This is a genomic window from Bdellovibrio bacteriovorus (genome assembly GCF_001592755.1).
Lineage (GTDB): Bacteria > Bdellovibrionota > Bdellovibrionia > Bdellovibrionales > Bdellovibrionaceae > Bdellovibrio > Bdellovibrio bacteriovorus_E.
Genome location: NZ_LUKF01000016.1, coordinates 177006 through 200205, shown reverse-complemented (window position 1 = coordinate 200205; position 23200 = coordinate 177006). Strand labels below are relative to the sequence as shown.

Genomic DNA, 23200 nt, shown 5'->3' with positions numbered 1-23200 from the left:
GTCTCAGAATGAGTATTACCAATTTTACGCGTTAAAGCCCGACAGCCAACCAGTCTATACGATAGTGATTTGTATTGTGTGGGAGCGTTGTCGTATTGCAGGTCGTGGAGTCGAAGCTTCCAATGAGGTTGATGTAAATTCTAAAACTCGTGGCTGTGGCATTGTACACAGATGTGGCGCCAGTAGTGACCCAGTGTCCTCCATCGCCTTGGATAGAGGGGAAGTATTTAAATACGGTTGAGAAACCACATGCTGAAGTATCAATGTTCATGTACGCTCCGCATGCGCCAGTTATTCCTGCATTTACTGCATAGTAGGTCCAGCCAGAATTCGCGCTAGAACCGGTACACATTCTAAGTGAAGCGCCGCCGACGTCTTTCACAGCGCCGACTAAATTTCCAGTCACTTTGGCATCGCCAGACACTTCCAGTTTCGCAGTTGGTGAGCTCGTTCCAATACCTACATTTCCATTGTGATCAATACGCATTCTTTCGCCACCGTTGACAGCCGTATTGGTTGTAGTCGTAAAGCGAAGAGCAGAACCATGTCCTCCCGTGCTCCAATTCTCGGTGGCTATTGCACTGACACCTGTGGGTTGTGCTTGTGTAGTAAAGGCAGCGCCGTCATGACCTGTGAAGGCCATCCAACCGAAGGTGTCGTTGATTTGTGTTGCCGTAGGGACACTGGCGGTACCGCGAGCCCCTCGAGTTTGAATAAGTCCTCCAGGATTGGAAGTGGCGATCGTGGTTGACGTAATACCTCGGCTTGTACTTCCCGTTGTTTCAAAAACTTCTAAACTAGTTGCCGGTGTTGTCGTCCCAATGCCGACATTTCCACTGGGAAGAATTGTCATGGCAACAGTGTTATTAGTTTCAAAGCTCAAAGAATTATTATCGTTAGTACCTAAAGTGGCCGCAGATCCAAAAGAATTTCCGTTATTCAAGAAGACCGAGCCGGTTGTAAATGTGGAGCAAGTCATCATACCTGTCGCATCGAAGCTCACCATTTGTCCCACAGCGCAGTTGAAAGTGGTTAGAGCTGATCCCGTACCGTTTGAAGCCACAAGACGATTTGCAGTGATTGAAGTCGCTCCCGTACCACCTTTACTCACAGGAACTGCAGAAGGGAAGCTTGCTGGATCCACAGACACAACACCGGCGCTGACGGCAAGTCCATTTCCTACTTGAACGGCTCCTTTAGCTGAAGTGCTTGCATCGTTAATTGAAATGGCCGGAGTGGTTCCACCCGAGGAAACGACAATAGGCGCGGTTCCAGTAACGTTGGTCACGGTTCCATTTGTAGGTGTCACCCACTGAAGACCCGACGTTTGAGACGTATTTACAGAGAGAACTTGTCCGTTTGTACCAGTAGGTAAACGAATATCATTCGTGCCATCGTTGACTAAAACGTCTCCTTTGGCAGTCAGGGGAGAAAGAGCATTAAAGGCTGCCGTCGCTGTTGTTTGTCCCGTACCACCATTAGCGACAGGAAGAGTGCCTGTGACTTCTGTTGCAAGATTAACGGAAGCTCCATTGCTAGCAGCCGTTAAGCGTCCTTGGGCATCGACGGTGATATTGGCGCGAGTATATGATCCCGCAGTCACTGCTGTATTCGCTAACGAAATAGTTCCTGTTGTAGAAATAGGCCCACCAGTTAAGCCCGTCCCCGTGCCGATATTAGTGACGGTCCCTCCGGAAGAAGTGTCTGTGTCGTTCGCACACTCCCAACGGGAATTTGCCGTGATCCATTTTAATGTTTGCCCGTCGGTACAAGCGACATTGTTAGGGCGATAAGTAAGATACTTTGAAGCGGCACTATTGATGTCGCCGTAGTCCAACGTCACAGCGCCTGTTTTCGTCGCAACACTGGTCACGGGAAACGCGATCGCGGTATTGGAAGCAGAAGTTAATCTTCCTTGAGCATCAACCGTAAATGTTCCGACTTGTGTAACCGACCCGTAGGAGCCCGCAGTCACTGCGGTATTAGCTAAGGAAATAGTTCCCGTCGAAGAAATAGGACCGCCCGTTAATCCCGTGCCTGTCCCGATATTCGTAACTGTTCCGCCAGCATTGCTATCAGAAGCGGGAGTCCATTTGGTGCCGTCGTATTTCAGGACTTGTCCTGAAGTTAATCCGGTTGTATCGACATTCACACCTTTGATCTTATCAACGGAAACAGCACCGATAGTTCCACTGATGTCGCCTGCGACCGAGACATTGATCGCCTGACACTGAAAACTCCCCGAAACAGAATTCCAATAAGGCGTTTGATAGGCGGCACAGTTCGCGGAGCCAACAGCAGCGTTAAATGCCGCCGTTGTTTGATAGTTGCTTAACGTAGTATTTAGATTCGTCACATCGCTCATCGCAATTGCAGCTCCAGCCCATTGAGTGCCATTGAACTTCAAATACTGCCCTGAAGTTGGAGCCACCGAACTGACTGCGGTGTTTTGAATTTTCGCGACAGAGGGATTCGGATAGGTGCCTGATAAATCTCCACCGGCTGTTCCACTTGGAGTTCTTGCATCGCTGAAACGAGCATCATCACCAGCGGCCACTGTGCCTGCCGTTGAACCCACGTTTAAAGTTAATGCTGGTGTGGAAGTGCTATTAACGACTGAAACATAAGCATTCGTCGAAGTGACTTGAGTTACGGTTCCTCCCGCAGCTCCCGAAACCGGAGCACAGGAAAGGGCCGATCCATTCCAGGTTAAAAACTCATTCGCCGCACATGTAGGGACGCCGGTTTTTAATACGAATTCATCTGCAGATCGAGTTCCAAGCTTTTCTGCTGAAAGCGCATAGGCCGAATAGGGAACAGAACGGATTTCGTTTGACGGAGAAATCACCTTCCATCCGGAACCGTCATGAAACTGCACTTTCAAAAGGCGGATGTCTGAAGAGGCTGCCGTATAAGTAGCTCCGCCATAACAGTCATGAACCTTGGAGTTGTTAAAGGCATCCAGCAAAGTAAAAAGAGGATCTGTCGGGAAAAGCTTCGTTCCTGATCCAATCGGTACGTCAAAAACGCCGTTCGAGTTTAAAAGATTCACGCCATCGCGCTGTTCGCGGTAAATAACGCAGCTTCCGTTAGGGCTTGTGACCTCGAAAATAAAGCTGGTGTTTCCATATTCCAGGGGGTGGCCATCGCTTTTCACGATACGGCCTTGATACGTCAAAGCATTGGGTGCAGCTTGGGCGAGCATCCCAAAAAGAGACATGAGAATAAAAAAGTACGTGCCTGTTCTCATCTTTTTTACTTATCGGAAGGCAAAGAATTTTCGTTGAGTTAAAGGGATGTAAGAGGAACTCGGCTCGTATTTCGGGTCACCATCTCCAATTGGTTTTAATTTGCCGCTTAGCATCAGCGAGCCTAAAGTCTTGCTTTGACCCCCTGCGTTCGGCTTAACCTATGAAAGTCATTCATTAAAATTCGTTAACATCTCGTGAAGGATCAAGCGACCGTGAGTAAGATTACCAAAAGTAGCACCGCTGAATATTTTGCGAAGAACCTCCAACAGGTGGGATTCTCGTCTCCTTTGAAAGCCGTTTTGACGACTTTAAAAGAAGCCGTGGACAACTCTTTGGATGCGTGTGAGCAAGCGGGCATTCTTCCTGATCTTCTAGTTGAAGTCACAAAAGTAGGATCTGGTTCTACTAAAAATACTGATTTAATTCGCATCGTTGTCGAAGATAACGGACCCGGTATCGAAGCTGAAGACCTTGCCAAAGTTTATGGTGAGTACTTGGCCTCTTCAAAATTTGGTCGTGGACAGTGTTCGCGCGGTCAACAAGGTATCGGTATTTCTGCCGCTACGACTTGGGCGCAGATGACCAATGCCCGTGGTGTGAATGTTATTTCTAAGACGAAAAAGATGCGTAAAGCGATCTCTGCGCAAGTGGATGTCGACATCAAATCTAATACAGGTGTAGTAAAAAATAAGGAAACGATCGATTGGGATCGTGACCACGGAACTCGTGTCGAATTCGTTCTGGATGGACGTATTCAATTAAACGGTGACGGCGGTATCGTGACTTACATTGAGGGCACAATCCTTGTGAATCCTCACATGACCATCACTTATAAATTGATGGAAAATGACTACGTGACTGTGAACCGTGTCAGCCAAGATGTGCCTCAAGTTCCTGAGGCTTCTTTGCCACATCCTCATACCTTTAAACTGGGTGAGTTCATCACGCACTCGACTTTGTTCGGAAAAACGACGCTTTCTAAGTTCCTAAAAACAGGATTTTCGCGTGTTTCTGATCAGTCTATCTCTGAATTCACGAAAAAAGGTCTGCCAAAAAATCTTTTGGAAAAACCTCTGACTTCATTGACGGAAGAGGACTTTAAAAAGGTTTTCCAAGCGGTTCAAAATACCGACTTGATGGCGCCTTCGACGAAGTCCGTTTTAACTGTAGGTGAGGAGTCTCTTTCGAAATCTATCACTCGCTTGGGTGAAATCGACTTCTTCGCGGTTGTGACTCGTAAGCCAACAATTTGTGACTTTAAACCGGTGGTGGTGGAAGTCGCGTTGGCGCGTTTCAAAGATCGTTACCAAGAAGCAGACAGCCCAGTGACTTTGCTTCGTTTCGCAAACCGTGTTCCTTTGCAATTTGATAAATCAGGTTGTGCGATCACGTGGGCGATTGAGTCTGTGAACTGGAAGTCCTATGGTTTGGGACAGCCTAAAGACAGTTTGCCGCTAGGTCCTTATATCTTTGCCGTGTCTGTGGTTTCTCCGTTCATCAAGTTTAAGAATGCTTCGAAAGAAACTATCGATGCATCTGAAGAATTGGTCGCGGAAATCCGTTTGGCCTTGATCCAAGCAGGTCAAAGATTGTCTCGTCACATCAAAAAAGAAGTGAAAGAGGCGGATCTTGAAAGAAAGCTCGCTCACATTGAGCAGTTCGGTCCTATCTTGGTTGAAGGTTTGGCTCGCATCATTAAAGCTCCGGAAGCTCGTAAGAAAAAAGCCGAAGAAGGTTTGAAAAAACTTTTGGGCCGTGATTCTGAAGAGGCGATTGCCGATCTAGAAGCGGCGGAATCTAAACTTCTTGAGCAAAAAAAGCGCGAGAAGAAAAAGGGTATTGATCACGAGATCGAAGAAGACGTGATCAGCAGCGAAGACCTTGTCGAAGAAGCTTCAGAGCCGATTGGCACGAAGAAGACGACGACTAAAAAAGAAACGACTAAAAAAACAACTGGTAAAAAGAAGTAGGTTGAACGATGGGAAAACTACTCAGCATTCGTGAATTAAAAATTGATATTCCCAAAGAAGCCCGCATCTTGGCCGATAAAATGCTTAAAGACCTTGAGTCTTCTAAGCGTCCGGTTCTAGAAGCGGTGAAAACTTCACTTGATAACTCTTTGTACAACTCTAAAGTGGGTTACCTGACTCCTGGAGACAAAGTTGTTCGCACAGAGCTGAACGTATCATCTGTTCAGAAGCTGGCGCGTGTGGTTTTCGTATTGGAAATCCTTTTGAACAATCTTGAAAAAGGCGCAGTAAATACGAAGCGTGAGCTTTATTACATGTGTAAAGGTTTGATTAAAGGGAACCCTCGTTTGAAGCCTTTGGACTTCGACGACCAGCCTGAATCAGACGCGATCATCGATTTCATCGGTGATATGCTTGAAGTGTACCGTGAAGAATTGAACTGTTTTGCCAATGACCGTGGTGGACAAACTTACTCTCAACAACTTGTTGTGACTGAGACTTTGCCAGACGGGGATAAAGCGGTTGTCGATCTTTCGACTTTGGGTACGTCTCCATTCCAACCGAAAAACAAACCTCAGTCTTTGAAGTTGAAAGCGAAAAAGAAAATCGATTTCTGCTTGATCGTCGAGTCTGAAGGTACGGCAAATACGTTGGTAACGATGGGTTTCACTCGTCGTAACAATTGTATCGTGATGGGTGCTCAAGGGGTTCCGTCGAACGGTGTTCGTGGTTGGTCAAAACTGATCCAAGAAGAGTTGGATGTTCCAATGTACTTCTTCGGAGATCTCGATGCGTACACATTGCAAAATATCTTCCGTACTTTAAAAGCGGGATCAGCGGCGTCTTTGATTCGTAACGCAGACTTCTCAGCTCCGAACGTAAGATTCTTGGGTGTGTTGCCTGAAGATGTGAAAAAGTATGATCTTCCTCACTACAAAGTGAAAGAGTCTGATCCGGCCGAAGCCCGCGCTTTGAAAAAAGCTAAGGACGCTTTGGAAAACGATCCGTTCTTCTTGGATAAAAAGAACAAAAACTTGGCGGACATCCTTCGCTGGTTGATCAAGGAAAAGATCCGTTGCGAGCAACAATCTTTCTTCTCTGTAGATCCGAACGATCCGATCAAGACCGAAAAATTGATCTTGGAAAAGATCAAAAGAGGTTCTTACGTTTAGTGATTCCGAAAACCCGCTGTAAAAAGCGGGTTTTTTTCTGTCTAAAGGTACCTGCTTCCCTTTGTGTGGGAAAGGTACCAGGTTCTTTTTATTTCCGGACTTCGTTTTGACACAAGGGCTTACCGCCACGGTGGCGGTGGATTTTGTGTTGAGAGTATTTTTACTTCTTAAGTTCTCCTCAGGCATCCTTTAGGCTCTTGTTTCACCAACGCCTAGTTCTAACGCATTTGCTTACTGCCACCGTGGCAGTGAAGTGCAGCTGCTTCCGATATAAAAATTTTGTGAGTTGAAGCATAGATTTTACTTCCACAGGCCAGTGGAAGTAATTTTGAGAAGCAGATCTTTTAAATCAAAAACTAAAATTCCCCACCTTCAAAATATTTTCTCCGCATATTGTTCCCATCAAAAAACGATGTTAGCTTTTTTAAAACCCTTACATCTGGAAGCACCCATGAAACTTCTTTCACTCATCTTCGCAGCATTTGTGATGACCGCTTGTTCGGCGACGTCGAAAAACTCCTCTGAAAAAACGGATCAAGAAAACTTTTTCGCCAACCAGAAAGGCTGCTTTCTTTTGTACAATATGAAAACGGGCATGTACGACAAAGTGATCGGGGATGAAGAGTGTAAGACACGTTACCCAGCTTGCTCTACTTTCAAAGTTCCGCTGGCAGTGATGGCTTTCGATGCGAAAGTTCTTAAAGACGAAAATCAAGTTTTGAAATGGGATGGTCGTAAAGATATTCGTCCTGAAGTAAATAAAGACCACAATGCGAAAACTTGGATGAGTGATTCGGTGGTTTGGTTTTCTCAAAGAATCACGCCGAAGTTGGGTAAAAAGAAATTCCAGAAATATTTGAATGACTTCGATTACGGAAATAAGGACATCTCAAGCGGTATCACGACAGCGTGGCTGAACCCGCCTCATAAAAAAGGACTTCAGATCACGGCTTACGAGCAAGTCGACTTCATGAAAAAACTTTGGACGAACCAGTTGCCAGCGTCCGAAAGATCCATGGAGCTGACTCGTGAAATTACTTACCTAGAAACTTCACCGAACGGTTTCAAACTCAACGGCAAAACCGGTTCAAATTTTTACGATAAAGAGCGCAAGGTCAACTTCGGATGGTTCATCGCTCACGTTCAAAAAGATGATCAAGAGTATATCGCAGTCACGAACATGAGTGATCTTGCGCCGACGGAAGGCGGTTACGGTGGCCCTCGCGCTAAACAAATTACTAAGGACATTCTGAAATCAGAAGGTCTTTGGTAGTCGGCGTTTTCACTTTACTTTCATTTGGCCTCGCCAAATCGAACTAATGCGCCCTCAGGCTCTCAAAGCCCGGGGGCGTTGAGTTTTAAGGGGTAAGATCTTATAAACCTGTCTTACCCATGTCTGAAAAGCGATTCTCATTTTCTTTAAACATCAATAAGTCCGTAGCAATCTCGTTGCTATTGCACGGGAGCTTTTTTGTTTTGGGTCTTTCTTTAGCGGCACCAGAAATAGTTCCACTTCCGCAAGGCGTAGAGTTGATGTACGGCGAGGGCGGCACGGTTCGTACTCCGAAAGTGGAAGAAGTTGTCGAAGCGCCGAAAATCAAAGCTGCTGTGGTGAGTGACAACTCCGATGCGCCAGCATTGAAGAACGAAAAAACTGTCGCACAGCCCGAGCAAGCTCCAACAAATGGCAAGAGTGCCGGTTCACTAGCTGGAACCTCTGATAAGGGCGCATTGCAAGGCCGAGAAGGCGTAGCCAACGGCAGCGAAGTGTCGCCGGAAGCAAGATACCTTTACGAAATCAAAAAGCTGCTAGAGCGCCGTAAGCGTTATCCAGCGATGGCAAAGAAAATGGGTCAGACGGGAATCGTGACAATGCGATTCACTTTGGCAGCGGACGGTTCGCTAGTCACAAGTGAAGTGGTAGAAAAAAGTCCGTACGAATCTTTGAATCAAGCCGCGCACGATCTAGTGAAAAGCATCAGCGGTATGAAACCATTCCCGCAAGAAATCCAAAAAGCCAATTGGAGCTTCACGGTTCCGATTGAGTATGTGTTGAATTAAAGAATATTCGCCATCGAAAATTGGAGCGCCGTTGGAAAAAAACGAGTCTAAGACACTAGTCGCAGTACTTTTCTTTCTCGGAAGTTTAGTCATCCTGTTCTCATATTTGAGATCAGGATGTATCGGTATCAAGGGCGTGCCAGAAATTTGCGGAGACTATGCCTGGATCTATGCACTTATTTCAGTGTCATTTACGATGGCATATCCGCTTCTATATACGATTTCTTTTTTCCGTAATAAGAAATAGAGTGGCCTTTAAAAGGCCATCTCTGCGAGTGCCTACTGCGTAATCCCCTGAAAATTCCGACAGTAATAAACATTGAAAGTCCGAGCATGCTCGCCATGACGGAACGTCTTCAAAGTTTCCTTCTGACAGCCATCCCATTTCGCCCATTCCATCGGATCGGCAGGATATTTTTCCGTGCTTACGAAGATCGCATCCTGGCCCTTAAGATTATTCATCTCTTCTTCCGACTGCATCACTGTGTAGTGACTGCGAGTGGAACTTAACATGTACACCTTTTGCTTCGTGCCCCAGGTTGTTTGCGCGGTATTCTCATAGCGGTGAGCCGCGATGAAAGGTTTGCGACCGCTTTCCGCATGGATTTCGCGTTGACGGCGGTTCACGTAGCGGCCCAGGTCTTCCCAACCGGTGAACTCGTTACTGAAATCCCACGTCGTTTGCCATTCACCCGACGGATTAAAGAATTTATAAACTTTGGGCGCCCACGGATACGCGAACGGAGTGTAAGCAATCAAAGCCAACGGGATAAAGAAACCCAAGATACCCCAAGTGTACACCTTGCTACGTGCTTTCACGATGCGCTTAGAACCCCAGCGCAAACCTTGTGACCAGATGAAGCCCACACCCATTAACAACAACGTATAAGCAGCGCCACTCCAGTGCGGTTTGTATTCCGCCCATAAAGGCTGCGGATAGAAGATCGTAAACGATGGCACCGTTAGGCAGAATAAAAATCTCCAACGAGCTTCTTTGAATTTCAAAAGCGAAGTGATGAACGCCAAAACAATCATCACATACAAGAACGGAGTCGCAAACAAAAGCTGCGCGCCAAAGAACACAAGCCAACGATTAAAGCTAAAGCTAGAACCCTGATGGCGATCATGGAACTGGAACTTAAAGCCCGGCCAATCGTGCGTGATATTCCAAATAAAGATCGGCGAACAAAGCACTGTCGCGATCAAAAAGCCCACCCACGGCCACGGCGTCAAAAGATCCTTGCGACGAGAAGGTGTCGTCAAAAGATAAAGACCAAATCCCGGAGCCAGCAACGCAATGATGAACTTCGAGTTCAAACCCAGGCCCATCAAAACACCGAGCCACAGCCAAGTTTTCTTCGTGCTCCAACGTTTGTCGTCTTCACGCACGCCTTGCCAGAAGACGTAGGCTGCGGCGACCCAACAAAGCATGAACGGAGGTTCTGGCGACGCCACATAACCACCAAATCCCCAAAACGGAGACCATAACATCACAAAGCCCACAAAGATCGCCGCCCACTCGTCGTGGAAAAGATCTTTGGTCAGTTTGTAAAGCAGAACGGTGATACCGATAAAGCACAAAAATCCAGGTAAACGAACGCCCAGATAGGTGTCGCCAAAAATGCTGGTCGTGATCGCTTCAAGCCACGCAATCATTGCCGGGTGATCGAAATAAGAAAGCTGCAACCACTTGGCCCAAGACCAGTGATAAGCCTCGTCATCGATCAAACCAATGTTAAGCGAAAAGAAAGCTCGGAAAATTAAGGCCAGAATGAAAAGAATTGTGACTTTCTGCGATGTACTTTGCTGCTTCCAAAATTCACGAATCACGGGTGTTTCCTTGTATCGAAGTGTCAGGACTCAGTCCTAATATTTCATAGCGCGCAAGGCAACACATCCGCATATGACAGAGAGTGTAAAGTGTGAGATTGTAGCCCCATGAAATGGTCGATCATTGCAGCAGCGGGGTTTCTGGTGTTTTCGGGGTGTCAAAGCTTCAAATACTACGATCCAAACAAACCACACCGGGGTAAAACTCAGTTTTACAACAACTATGACAATTCGCCAAAAGCGAGTTTCTGGAAGTGGCAATGGGAGCGCCTGACGAGCAATGCACCGACAGAGCCGCCCTTCCAACCCGAAGTTTTAAAAACCGACACGGCCTATTTAAAACAAAATCGCACCGAAAACACACTGACCTGGATCGGTCACGCCTCGGCTCTTTTACAGGTTGAAGGCCTTAACATTTTGGTCGATCCGGTTTTCTCAGATCGCGTTTCGCCTGTAAGTTTCATGGGCCCGAAAAGACAAGTGGCCTTGCCATTTCCTATTGAAGAGTTGCCACCGATTGATGTGGTCGTGATTTCGCACGCGCACTTTGATCACTTGGATCTTCCGACTTTACGGAAACTGGCAAAACAAAATGACAAAGCCTTGTTGTTTTTAGTGCCGCTAGGATTAGAATCCCTGCTTAAATCCGAAGACATCGACAACGTCAAAGAATTGGACTGGTGGGAAAACACGCAAGTCAAAAACGTGACACTGACTTTCACTCCGGCACAGCATTGGAGTCAGCGAAGTCTTTGGGACCGCAATAAAACTCTTTGGGGAGGCTGGTATATTCAAGCGCCTTCGCTGAAGTTTTTTTATTCGGGTGACACGGGATACTCGAAAGATTTCTTAGACGTGTTCAATCGCTTCGGCGCCTCGGATATCGCGATGATTCCGGTAGGGGCCTATGAACCGAAGTGGTTTATGAAGCAGCAGCACGTGGATCCAGAACAAGCTGTGCAAATGCACCTGGATCTACAATCCAAACTTTCGATCGGCGTGCATTGGGGCACATTCCGATTGAGTGATGAGGCGATGGCAGCACCTCCTGAAGACTTAAAAATCGCTCTTCAGAAAATGAATGTCAGCCCTGAAGCTTTCCGTGTGATGAAACACGGGGAAGTATTGAAGTTAAAAAAGTAAGGTGAAGTTATGCAGAATTTTAGAGTCGAAAAAGATCTGTTAGGTGAAAAAAGAGTTCCCGCAGGAGCCTACTATGGTGTGCACACCGTGCGCGCGATGGAGAACTTCCAAATCTCGGGCCTTCCTATCGGCGCTGACGCTTTATTCATTCGCGGCTTGGCTTTAGTAAAAAAAGCCTGCGCCATGGCCAATGGTGAGTTAGGAACGATTTCTCCCGACATCGCAAAATCCATTGTCGAAGCCTGTGACGTCATTTTGGCGGATCCAAAAATGTGGGGCGCCCAATTCCCTTCGGACGTATTTCAAGGCGGCGCAGGCACGTCAGTGAACATGAACGCCAATGAAGTGATCGCCAACATTGCTTTAGAAAAACGCGGGCTTGAAAAAGGCACTTATTCCGTAATCAATCCAAACGATCACGTCAACAAATGCCAATCCACGAACGACGCTTATCCGACAGCATTCCGTGTGGCTTTGTACGAACATTTGACGGTGGTTGAAAAGGCCATCGAAGATTTAGCGAAGGCTTTTGAAGCCAAAGGCCAAGAGTTTAAAAATGTTTTAAAAATGGGCCGTACACAATTGCAAGATGCCGTCCCTATGTCTTTAGGACAAGAATTCAATGCGTTTGCAACTTTGTTGAAAGAAGACAGTCGTCTTATTAAAACAGTTCAAAAACTAATTTTAGAAGTGAACTTAGGAGCGACCGCCATCGGCACCGGCATCAATGCACCAGAAGGTTACGCGCCGCTAGCGGTGAAGAAGCTTGCTGAAGTGACGGGGTACCCTTTTGAACAGTCCGAAGATTTGATTGAAGCTACCAGCGATTGCGGCGCTTATATTATTATTTCGGGCGCACTCAAAAGAACGGCCGTGAAGCTTTCTAAAATCTGTAATGACTTGCGCTTACTAAGTTCAGGCCCTCGCGCGGGCCTTAAAGAAATCAATCTTCCAGAAATGCAGGCGGGCAGCTCGATCATGCCAGCGAAAGTAAATCCGGTGATTCCCGAAGTCGTGAATCAAGTGGCCTTTAAAGTGATGGGAAATGATTTAGCCATTACATTAGCGGCAGAAGCCGGGCAGTTGCAATTAAACGTCATGGAACCCGTGATTGCTTCCAGCATCTTTGAATCCATCACCTTGATGACTCAAGCTTGCATCACGCTTAAAGAAAAATGCGTGGTTGGTATCACTGCAAATGTCGATCGTTGTCGCGAGTACGTGATGAACAGCATCGGTATCGTGACCTTCCTCGATCCTATCATTGGTCACGATGAAGGTGATAAGATCGGAAAGATCTGTGCACAGACGGGACGAAGTGTAGCCGAAGTGGCTCTGGAAAGAGGCGTTGTCACCCAAGAACAACTGGATCAAATTTTCTCTATTGAAAATTTACTAAATCCAAAATACATCGGCGAAATAAAAAAGTAATTAGGAGCGTGGCGGGTTGTCCCGCCACAAAACTTGGGGGTTGGCCATCACGACTCCCAAAAGTCCGAACAAGCAACCAATGCCTGTGGCTTGCAAGCGAATCAAAGGTGTATGTAAGTCACCGGTGGCAATACTCGGTAAATCCAAAAGCACTAAGAGCATAGTCACAATCACCGCAGATCCCAACCAGTAACTGCGACTTAAAGACCAAGGCCCCCAAAAACTGATAAACCCAATCAAAGGAATCGCAATCCAAACGGAATGCACACTTAAAATAATCATTTCTGCCACTAGCACGCCGACCAGCGTTCCAAAAAATCTTTGAATGATGCGATAGATACTAGCCTTCGCTTCCGGTCGCATAATAATCAAAACAGTGCCGACCGCCCAGTAGCCATGACTCATTTGAAAGTAATCAACGACCAGCAACGTGATTAGAACAGCTAAAGAAAAACTCAAAGCATAAAGATGCCGGCTTTTTTCTTTCGTTAACGACTTTTTAAACGTTTCGCGAATGCGCGCAAATGGATTTGGATTGTGACGGCGAACAAATACCAAAATAGAAAGCGCGACGATCACGCAAAGATAACCTAAAAACGCATAGCCTAAACTCAGGGAAAGATATTTTGCAACAGCAGGGGAGTAGGCACCAGCTAGAATCTGAAACACCGAAAACAAAACGGCGCGTTCTAATTCGGCTCCTTGTGTAGAGATAAGTCCGAGCCAATATGTTAACGCCAAGAGCAGTGGAATGAGCAAAGCTTTTTGTCCTCCGGTGAGCACTCCTAAAGTTAAACCCGCTAGTAGACACAGGAATGTCAGCGTGATCACCCAAAGCCTGTGTCCTAAGGTGCCCAAATGGTCGTTGAGGACTAAAAGAAAACCGAACAGCGCTCCAAATATCGAAATCGGAAGTTGGTGCAAAGATGTGCCGACAATCAAAGGAATCATCGTCGCGAATGAGCAAACCACCATGCGAGGCCACGGTGAAGGCGCCGGGTTGATTTTAAGAAGTTCGTTGACGTGAAGACGTAAACCCATAATGTCTAGTATAAGCGCGAGGTGGGATTATGAAAAAGAAAATCGTCGTTGAGCTTGTTGTCGATATTGTTTGTCCATGGTGTTACGTCGGAAAGAAGAACTTCTTAGATGCCGTGGCAGAGCGCAAAGACATCGACATCGAAGTGAAGGTCCTGCCCTTTCAATTAGATCCTGCCAGCCCACAAGAGGGCGTTCCCCGTAAAGAGTATCTGCGAAATAAATTCGGAAATGACGATAACTTTAAAGCGGCCGAAGCAAGGCTGCTTAGTGCTGCGGAAAAGTCCGGATTAAAAATGGATATGGAGAAAATAAAAACTCATATCAACACTTTGGATTGTCATCGCTTGATCTGGTGGGCGGGACAAAAAAGTAAGCAATTGGAAGTCACGAATGCTCTTTACGCTGCTTACTATGAGGAAGGTTTAGACTTATCGAAGACAGAAAATCTTCAGAAAACGCTAGGTCCCTTAGGATTTAATCCCGAAGAGGTTTCTGCATTCCTAAAAGGCAATCAAGGTCGCGAAGAAGTCGGAGCCTTGATCGGTGAAGCTTATGATTTAGGAATCAGCGGAGTGCCGTTCTTTATTTTTGATCGGAAAATTGGGGTGTCAGGAGCTCAGCCCAAAGAAGTTTTTCTTCAGGTTTTTCAAGATCCTGCTCTGCAAGGCGAAGGATAACATTTTCCGGCGCCGGATTATTTCCAAACCATTTTTTATAAATGGCCTTGAATTGTCCGCTGCGCTTCGTTTTTTCTAAAGACTCTTTCCATTGACGAATAATCGCCGGTTCGGTGTTTTTAGAAAAAGCGTAATAATAATCCACGCGCTCTAGTGTGGCGACTTTTACAAAAGCGTCTTCAGGATAGCCAGCTTCTTGCATCATGCGGGTCACTGCCAACACGTCTTCACAAATCAAGTCCACACGACCGGCCATCAACATTTTCACACCACTCACGGGCGAATTGACAGGAACGATCTTTTTAAATTTTTGTCGAGTCAATGTATCCTGAAAAGCCGTGCCACGATGAACGCTCACGGCCATCTTTTTTAATTTTTCTTTATCCGAAAGATCCAGCACCGTTGTTCTGCGAGCGAAGAGCGCGATTTCCCCCTGAGCAATAGGACCCAAGAAATTAAAAAGATTTTTCCGTTCGGCATTATCAATCATTGTGAAAAGTAAAACGTTGGGTTGATTCAACACAAGGTGATAAGCGCGAGGCCAAGGAAGAACTTCAATAGGCTCGGAGCGGTTCATTTGTTTTTGTAAAACTTGAGTGAGCTCTACGGCCATGCCTTGAGGTTTGCCATCTTCCTCAAAAGTCACTGGTGGCCAATACTCCGTCACAACTCGCAATGAAGACGAATTGGAACCAGCCCAAGAGGCCGAGGCCAGTAAAACAAGAAAAAGACCAAAGAGTGACTGAATCATATGTTAAGATTAACACAGAAATCTGCTTGAAGTGAGTTACGATATGCCAATTTTAACAAACTTAAAATCTGAGAATAAGCCCGTAAAAATCTGGGCCCCCGAAGCCGAAGTTGAGTCACAAGCTAAGCTTCAGCTGCAAAACGTGGCCTCGTTGCCATTCGTGTTTAAGCACGTCGCCGCCATGCCCGATGTCCACTTAGGAATTGGCGCGACGGTGGGCAGTGTTATCGCCACCAAAGGTGCTGTTATTCCTGCGGCGGTCGGTGTGGATATTGGTTGCGGCATGATTGCGGCCAGACTCAATGTCGAACCACACCGCATCCTGCACGATTTGGATAAACTTCGTCACTCCATCGAGCGCTCAGTTCCTGTAGGACATGAGTCCAACCGAAGTCTCACATCCTCCGTCGAAAACTGGGAAGGCTGGAAACATATTCCTGAGTCTGTTTCAAATTTGCGTTTGAAAGACAAAGCCGCTCATCAGCTGGGAACTTTAGGAGGCGGCAATCACTTCATCGAAATCTGCACCGATGCCGATGGAGCCGTCTGGGTGATGTTGCATTCAGGTTCCCGCAATGTCGGAAAAAGCCTTGCCAAAGAACACATCCGCCACGCTAAAAGCGAACTAAAGAAGTTAGCAACAGCACTTCCAGATCCCGATCTTGCCTACTATGTCGAAGGCACGCCCGAATACGAAACCTACATGCGCGATTTGGAATGGGCCCAAGAATACGCTTTAGAAAATCGCGAAGAGATGCTTCGTCGCGTCCTTCACGCGATTTCTTTCCATATCGGAATGAAGGGCGCTCCTGTCCCATTTTCAATGAAGGTCAATTGCCACCATAATTACGCCACTCGTGAAATTCATTATGGCGAAGATGTCTTGGTCACGCGCAAAGGGGCTGTGCGCGCCGAACGCGGTGATATGGGAATTATTCCTGGCTCCATGGGTGCACGCTCATACATCGTGCGCGGCAAAGGCAATCCGGAATCATTTAATTCCTGCGCTCACGGCGCGGGAAGAAGAATGTCACGCAGTGAAGCGAAACGTCGTTTTGATATCACTGACTTGATTGAACAAACCAGTGGTGTTGAATGTCGTAAGGACTCTGGCGTGATTGATGAAATTCCTTCTGCTTATAAAGACATTGATCAGGTGATGAAAAATCAAGAGGATCTGGTAGAAGTCGTTGCCGTTCTTAAGCAAGTTCTTTGCGTGAAGGGTTAGCCGTCGCGCGAACCCACTACGGAATATAAATATGCTGTTCGTATAATATAATTCCCGTTGTCGAAAGTTTTGAAGCGGTCACGCGGGCAATATAATCTTTAAATTTATATTCGTAACTTAAAGCCTCTAAAGAATGATCCAACTCTTCCGGAGTCAAAGAAGCCGGGCTCCGACTGGGAGAACCCAGGCGCGAATTCAAAGACGCAGAAATACTTCCAAGAAGTGATAACGCTTTGTCTGTCTCCAGTTGGCGGTGTAAAAGGCCGACGAAAATAAGTCTGTTGTGCGCATCAATGGTGAAATCAAGTTCCGCAAAAGAATTCACATAGGGAAGCCCTAGAGCCACTAAGGGAACTTTTTTGCACTTAATATAGTTATAGCCTTTAGAGCTTTTCGAACAAGCGATCTTACGATGGCGAATCCAGTCGGCAAGTTGAGCTTCGGTGGTTTCATTTAGTGTTAACTCCCACACTTTTTTTGAAGGTGATGGAAGAGACCCGCGCTGGGCTTGAAGAGGCTCGCGGCGCATTTCATCAAGGTCTTCGGCATTCACTTTCTGACTGCTAAAGGGAGAGTTCACCCAGATCAAAAATTTTTGTGCAGTGACGTTGGAGCGGATCACAGGCTCCAGGCGAGAGCCGAAAAGAGCCAGGAACAAAAGGCTTCCACCGATAAGTAAGGATGTGAAGAAGAGTCTATGAAACATAAAACCTCCACCAAGACGTCAGAAAAAGACTACCCTCGGGGAGGTTTGAATAAGGATATGTTTTTTTTAAAACCGTCTTTAGTTGCGGCGCTTTTTTGCCTGATGACGGTGTTCTTCGTGCCAATTCTTTCGTTCAGCAAGAGTTTGATCTTTGGACATTTCAGACTTCGGCAAATTTTGTAAACTAGCACGAAGCTGTGAATGCAAAGGAAGCAGGGCAGTGCCTGACATAAGAAGTTCGCGGAATTGTTTATTGAAAGCGTCGTCGGAATTCAAATCAATCAACATTCTTTCAATTTCAGAGCGAGCCGTTCCCAAATGTTGTTCGGTGATGAATTCAAGCTCGGTCATGATATCGATATCGGCCATCAATGTTGTCAATTCGCGAAGCCAAGTGTAGCGATCCGCTGTCATTAAAACTTGGAACCATTCTGTCGGAGCGGCTTGATAACCGTTTTCTTGATCGAATTCTGCTTTTAAAGAATTTAAAACTTCTTTTTGAAGATCCCACAACGCGTGGCGTACTTGAAGGGCTTGAGAGTGTTGAGGCGATTTAGACATCGGCTGGGCTCCTGGTGTTTAAAAGCAGACTCTAACGCATTTTTGCCTTAAAGACATCTACTTTTGCCACCCGGAAGCCCCGCCAAATTCAATCTAGCGGCAACGTTGCCATCTTAGGTGGTAGATAAGGCCTGAAGTCACATCGGCGCTGTCCACTGTCGCCAAAGTTTGCTCACCGCGAGAATTCGCTTGAGCCATCATCGACGTGTTGATTCTTAAGTTCACGCTTGCTCCACACGGAGACCACACTTGTGCACTTGCAATCAAACCATCAGAGATCGTGTAAACATCGCTCACCGGACCCATGAAAGTTCTAGAAACGCGAGGTCCACGTGCACCTGCCCAGAAGTATTCCGCGTCAAAGCGAGAAAGACCTCCGCGAGGCACCGAGTTAAAACCGCGGTAGTCCACTTGGAAAATAGAAACACTGTATCCAGAAGGCACATGCACTGGGACAGAGATGTTGCACGATTTACGATCAATGCGACGACCGCCACCAGCTTCAGCCACATAGTTATCAAACAAGATACTTAAAGCCTGTTGATCGGGACTCAAAGTGACGCTTGCTGATCCCGCAGGACAACCTGTACCACCGTAAGCAGGCTCACCCAAGCGCACTTGCGCATTTGCTTGCAGACTGAGCGCTGACATCACGCCTAAAAGACCCATTAACATCATTTTTTTCATACACTTCCCCCTTATGGTTTATTTTTCCATTTAAAAATTGTTATTTAGTTTTCTAAATTTAGTTTTTGATTATCGGTATCTTGGTGGACGACCCGGATCACGAGGCGGTGGCGCTGGGCGCGGATTGCCTGGATCGCGAGGTGGTGGTGTCACTCGTGATGGAGTACACTGCTTCCATGCTAGCGAGTAACGCTGTGACTGCACTTGGCCATCGATACTATCCAAAGAGATCGTCGACTCAACCAGTGAAGACAGATTTAAATTTCGCGCCATCAAGAATGTTGTGACATAAAGAGTTTGTACAGATTGCGAGCTGCACGGCGCCCAAGGTGCGACGCGAGGATCAATGTTATGTCGGATGTAGTAGTTGTCGTTGTAAGGACCGCGGAATTCTTGCGCGCGGAAGTTGTAAGTGCCGCCGTTTTCGTAACCCGGTCTTTCGTTTTTAGGTTTACTGCCATCAAAAGAATAAAGAGCTTGGTGTTGCGTGACGGTTCCGGCTTCGGCGTAAGCAAATCCACGATAGTCCGCGCTTAAAACTGCAAATGTCCATCCCGCAGGAACATAGAAACTGACTTTCAATTCACACATCAGTCGTGCAATCGGGTTTTTCATCGTCGATGAAGCGACAAAATTATCCAATAGAAGAGAAAACGTCTGACCATCTGGTGAAATATTAGCACTGTGTGAACCCACAGGACATCCGCTGCCAACAGCTTGAATGCTTTGAATGCGAACTCCTGGTGGAGTTTGTGCGTTGGATTGAGCTGAAAGAGCCAAAACAAAAAGACCAGTAAGATGCGCGAGTCCTCGCCACATAGTTTCCCCCAATTAAACTCTCTTCCCCCGAAGAGTGGTGACATCGGTCACCTGGTTAGGGGTATAGCAAGGGCTAGGCCAAATGAATCTGGTGGCATTTTGGGTGGGGTTTCTAGCCTTCCTCGCAAATGCGTTCTTTATGGTGTTCCGAATTTATGTTAGTTTGACCACACAAGAGGAAAATTATGTCAGAGACAAAAGGTTACGTATTTAATCATACGATGATGCGCATTAAAGATCCTAAAGCGTCGTTGGAATTTTACACGAATATTTTAGGAATGAAGTTGGTTCGTAAGTTGGACTTTGCAGAGTGGAAGTTTTCCCTTTTCTTTCTAGCGTATGTTCCTGAAGGTGAAAATGTGCCTTCAGAAAACGAAGCCAATGCGAAATACACGTTTGGTCGTCAAGCCGTTCTAGAATTAACTCACAATTGGGGCACGGAAGAGCAAGAAAAGACGCCTTATCACAACGGAAACACGGAACCTCGTGGTTTTGGTCATATCTGCATTTCTGTTCCTAATATCCAAGAAGCCTGTGCTCGCTTCGAACGTATGGGAGTGCGTTTTCAGAAGAAATTAGGTGAAGGCGGCATGAAAAATATCGCCTTTATTAAAGATCCAGATGACTATTGGGTTGAGATCGTGCAACCAGGTCTTCTCTAGAACGTTATTCATGAAAAAATACTGGCCCCGAATTCGAAATTGGATCACGAAGCTTGTGCTGCTCTTTTTTGTAAGCAGCTTAGGTGCCGTTTTGTTTTATCGATTCGTACCGGTCTTTATCACGCCGTTGATGGTGATCCGTTCTGTAGAGTCCCTCTGGGGTGAAAAGTTCGTCGGCATCTCTAAAGACTGGGTGCCGTTAGAAGAAATCTCACCTTCTGTGCAAAGAGCCGTTTTAAAAGCCGAAGACTATCGCTTCTTTGAGCATAACGGCTTTGACTACGACGCCATTCAAAAGGCTTTGAAATACAACAAAACCCACAAGCGTAAAAAAGGCGCTTCGACGATCAGTCAACAAACGGCAAAGAACGTGTTCCTATGGCCCCAAAGAGATTGGGTTCGCAAAGGCTTTGAAGCTTACTTTACGGTTCTGATTGAGTTCGTTTGGCCGAAAGAGCGCATTCTAGAAGTTTATTTGAATGTGATTGAATTAGGTCCTGGCATTTATGGCGTCGAAGCCGCTTCACAAAAATTCTTTAAAAAGACTGCCAAAAAACTTTCTCCGGCAGAGGCTTCGCTAATTGCAGCGGTGTTACCAAATCCACGCCGTTTCCGCATTGATCGGCCGTCAATTTATGTGATGGCTCGTCAAAGACGTATTTTAAATCGTGTCGCCCCCGAAATCCCGAAAGCGGCTGACGCTTCTTTGTTAGATTTCTTAGATCTTAAATTTGAATCCGAAGAAGAAATCAACTAGCTCTTAGTAATTAGCAAACCCGTGACGAACTACACATTGACCTAAGTGCATTCTCTTTCAAAATGGGGAAGTGCAAATCTTAGGAGGCTTCATGAGACTCTCGTCATTCTTCGCGGTCTTGCTTTTATCAGTCTGTTTTAGTGCCTGCAGTGGCTCCAAAGATGAAAAGGAAAAAGACGGGGCGCTAGCGCCGGTGGGGGATTCTAAACCTGTCGCGGCTGAAGACCTGCAGTTTTTTATCGTCAGTCGCGAAGTGTTCGCAGCCAGCTGTTATGAATGTCATAATCGCGCTCAAGGTATGATTCGCGGAGGCATCGGGACCGATGTTTATGAAGAAGTTCTTGAAAACGCCCAACGCATTTATCAAAAGGCGATTGTGGAGCGCACGATGCCGATGAATTCCAGTCTGACCCCGCGCCAATATAGTTTGTTAAAGGCGTGGTTAGAAGCTGGTGCTCCGATGAAGACCGAGTTAGACTATTCTAACTATGACGTCGAAGAGTAAAAAAAGAAAGATGGTGGAAGCCATCGAGCGCCGCGGGTGTCTTTTAGTTTATCCTTTGCAAAATCAAAAGGAACCTTCCAGTCTGTGGTCGGAGCTTTATCCGCGCAGTGAAATGGTGTGGGGCTGGGATTCTGATGCCGATAATCGTGTCGGGGAGATGTGGATCATGCGCGAAGAACTTTCGCGCAGCGAAGAGGTCGTTTACGCGAAATGGTTCCGCAATCGGGCGACGTTTTTCTCTAAGAAATTATTCATAAATCTATTGGCTTATTTGGGAACATCTAAGGGTCTTATTCATTTACCCAAAGCTTCGCAAGAAGCGTTAGACAGTTTCTTAATGGATTCTCCTCAGTCGACCAAAATCATCAAAGAAAATTTAGGCTGGCAGGGAAAGATGATGGAAAGCCATTACAATCGCGCGATGAAGCCTTTGTGGAACTATCTTTTTATCGTCGGTTTTGGTGAGGTCGATGACTCTAGTTTTCCTTCGCTCAATATGGCGGCCACGCAGACTTTGTTTGAAGACCTGTGGTTGCAGTCTCAGGATATTTCAGAAGAAAAAGCCGAGGCATTCTTATTAAAAACCCTCGGCGAAAAAAATCTGTTTATGAAGTATGCGAAGCGTGTCCATGATAGCGCCAAAACTTTGGAAGACAGAACGCCGTTACGATAACGGCGACGGCGCAGATCGCTCCACCGACACTGATACTAAAAGGCACCGACACTTTTGCTGCCATCCATCCGGCACGTGCGTTTCCAATCAGTGGACCTGACATGTAAGAAATCATTTCAATTCCTGAAAGGCGACCTCGCAATTCATTGGGAACGGTTTCATTCCAAATAATCCCGCGGAAAAGACCACTCATCATATCGGCGGCTCCAGCTAAACCAAGGAAAACCAAGGCCACCCAAAGATGTTGAGCATAGCCTACGCCAATGATGAACACCGCCCAGAGCGTGGCCGCGATCACGACAGCTCGCCCATGACGAGAGACCTTGGAAGTCCAGCCACTAAAAACTGTCATCACCAAAGAGCCCACGGCCATTGCCGAGAATAAAAATCCCGCAGCCGAAGCGCCACCCCATTGTTCCGACATTGAAGGGAACAGGGCCACCGGAAAGGCAAAGGCCATGGCGACGATATCAATCAGATAAGTGCCGATAAGTTCTGGTTTGGACACCGCATATTTAAGACCTTCTTTGGCATCCGTCCAAGGAGAATTGTCTCGTTTTTCAGGATTGGGAATCTTTGACATCAGATAAAGAGCGACAAAGGCCGCGACAAAGCTGATGAAGTCAAAAAGATAAGCCCCCTTGATTCCAAAGCTCGCAATTAAAATTCCTCCCAAGGCAGGACCGACAATAGCTCCTGCAGAGTAGCGGAAGCTCCCTAAAGCACCCACGGCCGCGTAATCTTTTTTATCTACGATTTTCTGAGTCAGAGCATCCATCGCGGGACGGTGAAAGCCCATGATGCTTTGAAACAGGGCTACGAGAATAAAGATTAAAGGCACAGAGGGCTTGTCGCTCCAAGCATTTAACGTCAGTCCCAGGATCATCAGGCTTAAAAGAAATTCAGAGACTAACAGAAGCTTACGACGATCCAAACGGTCGGCATAAGTCCCACCCAGGATCCCGAATATCAGCACGGGCCCCAGTTGAACTAAGCCCAGCAAGCCTACAAGCCAGTTGTCTTTAGTCAATTCGTAGACCTGATAGGGGATGGCGACATAGCTCACCATGCTCCCTAAAAATGAAATCATTTGGCCAAAGAAAAGAAGACGGAAATCACGGTACTGCTTCAAGGGAGAAATATTTATAAACATCTCTGCAATTTAGAATTGGCCGCAGCGATTGTCAGTAAAATTCCTTGTCAAAAAGGCGGTGGAGAAGGCATGAAAGCCCCTTCCAATGTATTTTCACGTCGAAGTCGAGAGCCGATTCCTCC

At 46.5% G+C, this 23200-nt stretch carries 21 protein-coding genes; 12 read left to right on the top strand and 9 right to left on the bottom strand.

Features of this window, described 5'->3' with window-relative positions:
* Window positions 1-31 precede the first annotated feature (31 nt).
* Window positions 32-3250: a beta strand repeat-containing protein gene (locus AZI85_RS10600; RefSeq protein WP_216635864.1), complete on the bottom strand. Its 3219-nt coding sequence runs from the start codon at window positions 3248-3250 to the stop codon at window positions 32-34.
* Window positions 3251-3463: 213 nt separating this feature from the next.
* On the opposite strand from AZI85_RS10600, the gene AZI85_RS10595 reads away from it, so the two are divergent.
* The 4 genes from AZI85_RS10595 to AZI85_RS10580 all read left to right on the top strand — a co-directional run bounded on the left by AZI85_RS10595 (window position 3464) and on the right by AZI85_RS10580 (window position 8454).
* Window positions 3464-5221, top strand: a complete 1758-nt coding sequence (locus AZI85_RS10595) for a DNA topoisomerase VI subunit B (protein WP_063244045.1) — start codon at window positions 3464-3466, stop codon at window positions 5219-5221.
* Between the two features lie 8 nt (window positions 5222-5229).
* Window positions 5230-6393, top strand: coding sequence for a DNA topoisomerase VI (locus AZI85_RS10590; protein WP_063204787.1), 1164 nt, complete (start codon window positions 5230-5232; stop codon window positions 6391-6393).
* Window positions 6394-6844: 451 nt separating this feature from the next.
* Window positions 6845-7666, top strand: a complete 822-nt coding sequence (locus AZI85_RS10585) for a penicillin-binding transpeptidase domain-containing protein (RefSeq protein ID WP_063244044.1) — start codon at window positions 6845-6847, stop codon at window positions 7664-7666.
* 119 nt (window positions 7667-7785) lie between these two features.
* The gene (locus AZI85_RS10580; protein ID WP_063244043.1) at window positions 7786-8454 is read left to right on the top strand and encodes an energy transducer TonB; all 669 of its coding nucleotides are present in this window, start codon (window positions 7786-7788) and stop codon (window positions 8452-8454) included.
* Window positions 8455-8733: 279 nt separating this feature from the next.
* On the opposite strand, the gene AZI85_RS10575 is transcribed toward AZI85_RS10580, so the two are convergent.
* The gene (locus AZI85_RS10575) at window positions 8734-10284 is read right to left on the bottom strand and encodes an ArnT family glycosyltransferase (protein ID WP_253720948.1); all 1551 of its coding nucleotides are present in this window, start codon (window positions 10282-10284) and stop codon (window positions 8734-8736) included.
* 108 nt (window positions 10285-10392) lie between these two features.
* Between AZI85_RS10575 and AZI85_RS10570 the strand changes: the two genes are divergently transcribed.
* Window positions 10393-11427 (top strand): MBL fold metallo-hydrolase, encoded by a 1035-nt coding sequence (locus AZI85_RS10570; RefSeq protein ID WP_063244041.1) that lies wholly within the window; start codon window positions 10393-10395, stop codon window positions 11425-11427.
* Between the two features lie 9 nt (window positions 11428-11436).
* Entirely contained in the window at window positions 11437-12858 is a 1422-nt protein-coding gene (gene aspA, locus AZI85_RS10565; RefSeq protein ID WP_063244040.1) for an aspartate ammonia-lyase, read from the top strand.
* On the opposite strand, the gene AZI85_RS10560 is transcribed toward aspA, so the two are convergent.
* Window positions 12859-13899 carry an FUSC family protein gene (locus tag AZI85_RS10560; RefSeq protein ID WP_063244039.1) on the bottom strand — a complete coding sequence of 347 codons (1041 nt, stop codon included), beginning with the start codon at window positions 13897-13899 and terminating at the stop codon, window positions 12859-12861.
* Between the two features lie 29 nt (window positions 13900-13928).
* On the opposite strand from AZI85_RS10560, the gene AZI85_RS10555 reads away from it, so the two are divergent.
* Window positions 13929-14576 (top strand): DsbA family oxidoreductase, encoded by a 648-nt coding sequence (locus tag AZI85_RS10555; RefSeq protein ID WP_063244038.1) that lies wholly within the window; start codon window positions 13929-13931, stop codon window positions 14574-14576.
* On the opposite strand, the gene AZI85_RS10550 is transcribed toward AZI85_RS10555, so the two are convergent.
* The gene (locus tag AZI85_RS10550; protein WP_063244037.1) at window positions 14482-15327 is read right to left on the bottom strand and encodes a substrate-binding periplasmic protein; all 846 of its coding nucleotides are present in this window, start codon (window positions 15325-15327) and stop codon (window positions 14482-14484) included. The genes AZI85_RS10555 and AZI85_RS10550 overlap by 95 nt on opposite strands.
* Window positions 15328-15370: 43 nt before the next feature.
* Here AZI85_RS10550 and AZI85_RS10545 point away from each other — a divergent pair, with 43 nt between their 5' ends.
* Window positions 15371-16555, top strand: coding sequence for an RtcB family protein (locus AZI85_RS10545; protein WP_063244036.1), 1185 nt, complete (start codon window positions 15371-15373; stop codon window positions 16553-16555).
* A 16-nt stretch (window positions 16556-16571) separates the two neighbouring features.
* Here AZI85_RS10545 and AZI85_RS10540 read toward each other — a convergent pair whose 3' ends face one another.
* The 4 genes from AZI85_RS10540 to AZI85_RS10525 form a co-directional block, all read right to left on the bottom strand.
* A complete protein-coding gene (locus AZI85_RS10540) occupies window positions 16572-17261 on the bottom strand; it encodes a hypothetical protein (RefSeq protein WP_063244035.1) in 690 nt (229 codons plus the stop codon).
* Window positions 17262-17339: 78 nt separating this feature from the next.
* Window positions 17340-17822 carry a hypothetical protein gene (locus AZI85_RS10535; RefSeq protein ID WP_063244034.1) on the bottom strand — a complete coding sequence of 161 codons (483 nt, stop codon included), beginning with the start codon at window positions 17820-17822 and terminating at the stop codon, window positions 17340-17342.
* A gap of 93 nt (window positions 17823-17915) precedes the next feature.
* Entirely contained in the window at window positions 17916-18509 is a 594-nt protein-coding gene (locus tag AZI85_RS10530) for a DUF4360 domain-containing protein (protein ID WP_063244033.1), read from the bottom strand.
* Between the two features lie 69 nt (window positions 18510-18578).
* On the bottom strand, window positions 18579-19328 hold the full coding sequence (locus AZI85_RS10525) for a DUF4360 domain-containing protein (RefSeq protein ID WP_063244032.1): 750 nt from the start codon (window positions 19326-19328) through the stop codon (window positions 18579-18581).
* A gap of 185 nt (window positions 19329-19513) precedes the next feature.
* Between AZI85_RS10525 and gloA the strand changes: the two genes are divergently transcribed.
* From gloA to AZI85_RS10505, 4 genes are all read left to right on the top strand, one after another.
* Window positions 19514-19990 (top strand): lactoylglutathione lyase, encoded by a 477-nt coding sequence (gene gloA, locus AZI85_RS10520; protein WP_063244031.1) that lies wholly within the window; start codon window positions 19514-19516, stop codon window positions 19988-19990.
* A gap of 10 nt (window positions 19991-20000) precedes the next feature.
* Window positions 20001-20747, top strand: coding sequence for a monofunctional biosynthetic peptidoglycan transglycosylase (gene mtgA / locus AZI85_RS10515; RefSeq protein ID WP_063244030.1), 747 nt, complete (start codon window positions 20001-20003; stop codon window positions 20745-20747).
* 91 nt (window positions 20748-20838) lie between these two features.
* Entirely contained in the window at window positions 20839-21252 is a 414-nt protein-coding gene (locus tag AZI85_RS10510; protein WP_063244029.1) for a hypothetical protein, read from the top strand.
* Complete coding sequence (locus AZI85_RS10505) at window positions 21236-21925, top strand: AlkZ-related protein (RefSeq protein ID WP_063244028.1); 690 nt, start codon at window positions 21236-21238, stop codon at window positions 21923-21925. The genes AZI85_RS10510 and AZI85_RS10505 overlap by 17 nt, the downstream gene beginning before the upstream one ends.
* Here the strand turns inward: AZI85_RS10505 and AZI85_RS10500 are convergent.
* Window positions 21858-23078, bottom strand: a complete 1221-nt coding sequence (locus AZI85_RS10500; RefSeq protein ID WP_081110985.1) for an MFS transporter — start codon at window positions 23076-23078, stop codon at window positions 21858-21860. The two genes, AZI85_RS10505 and AZI85_RS10500, sit on opposite strands and share 68 nt — an antisense overlap.
* Between the last annotated feature and the right edge of the window lie 122 nt (window positions 23079-23200).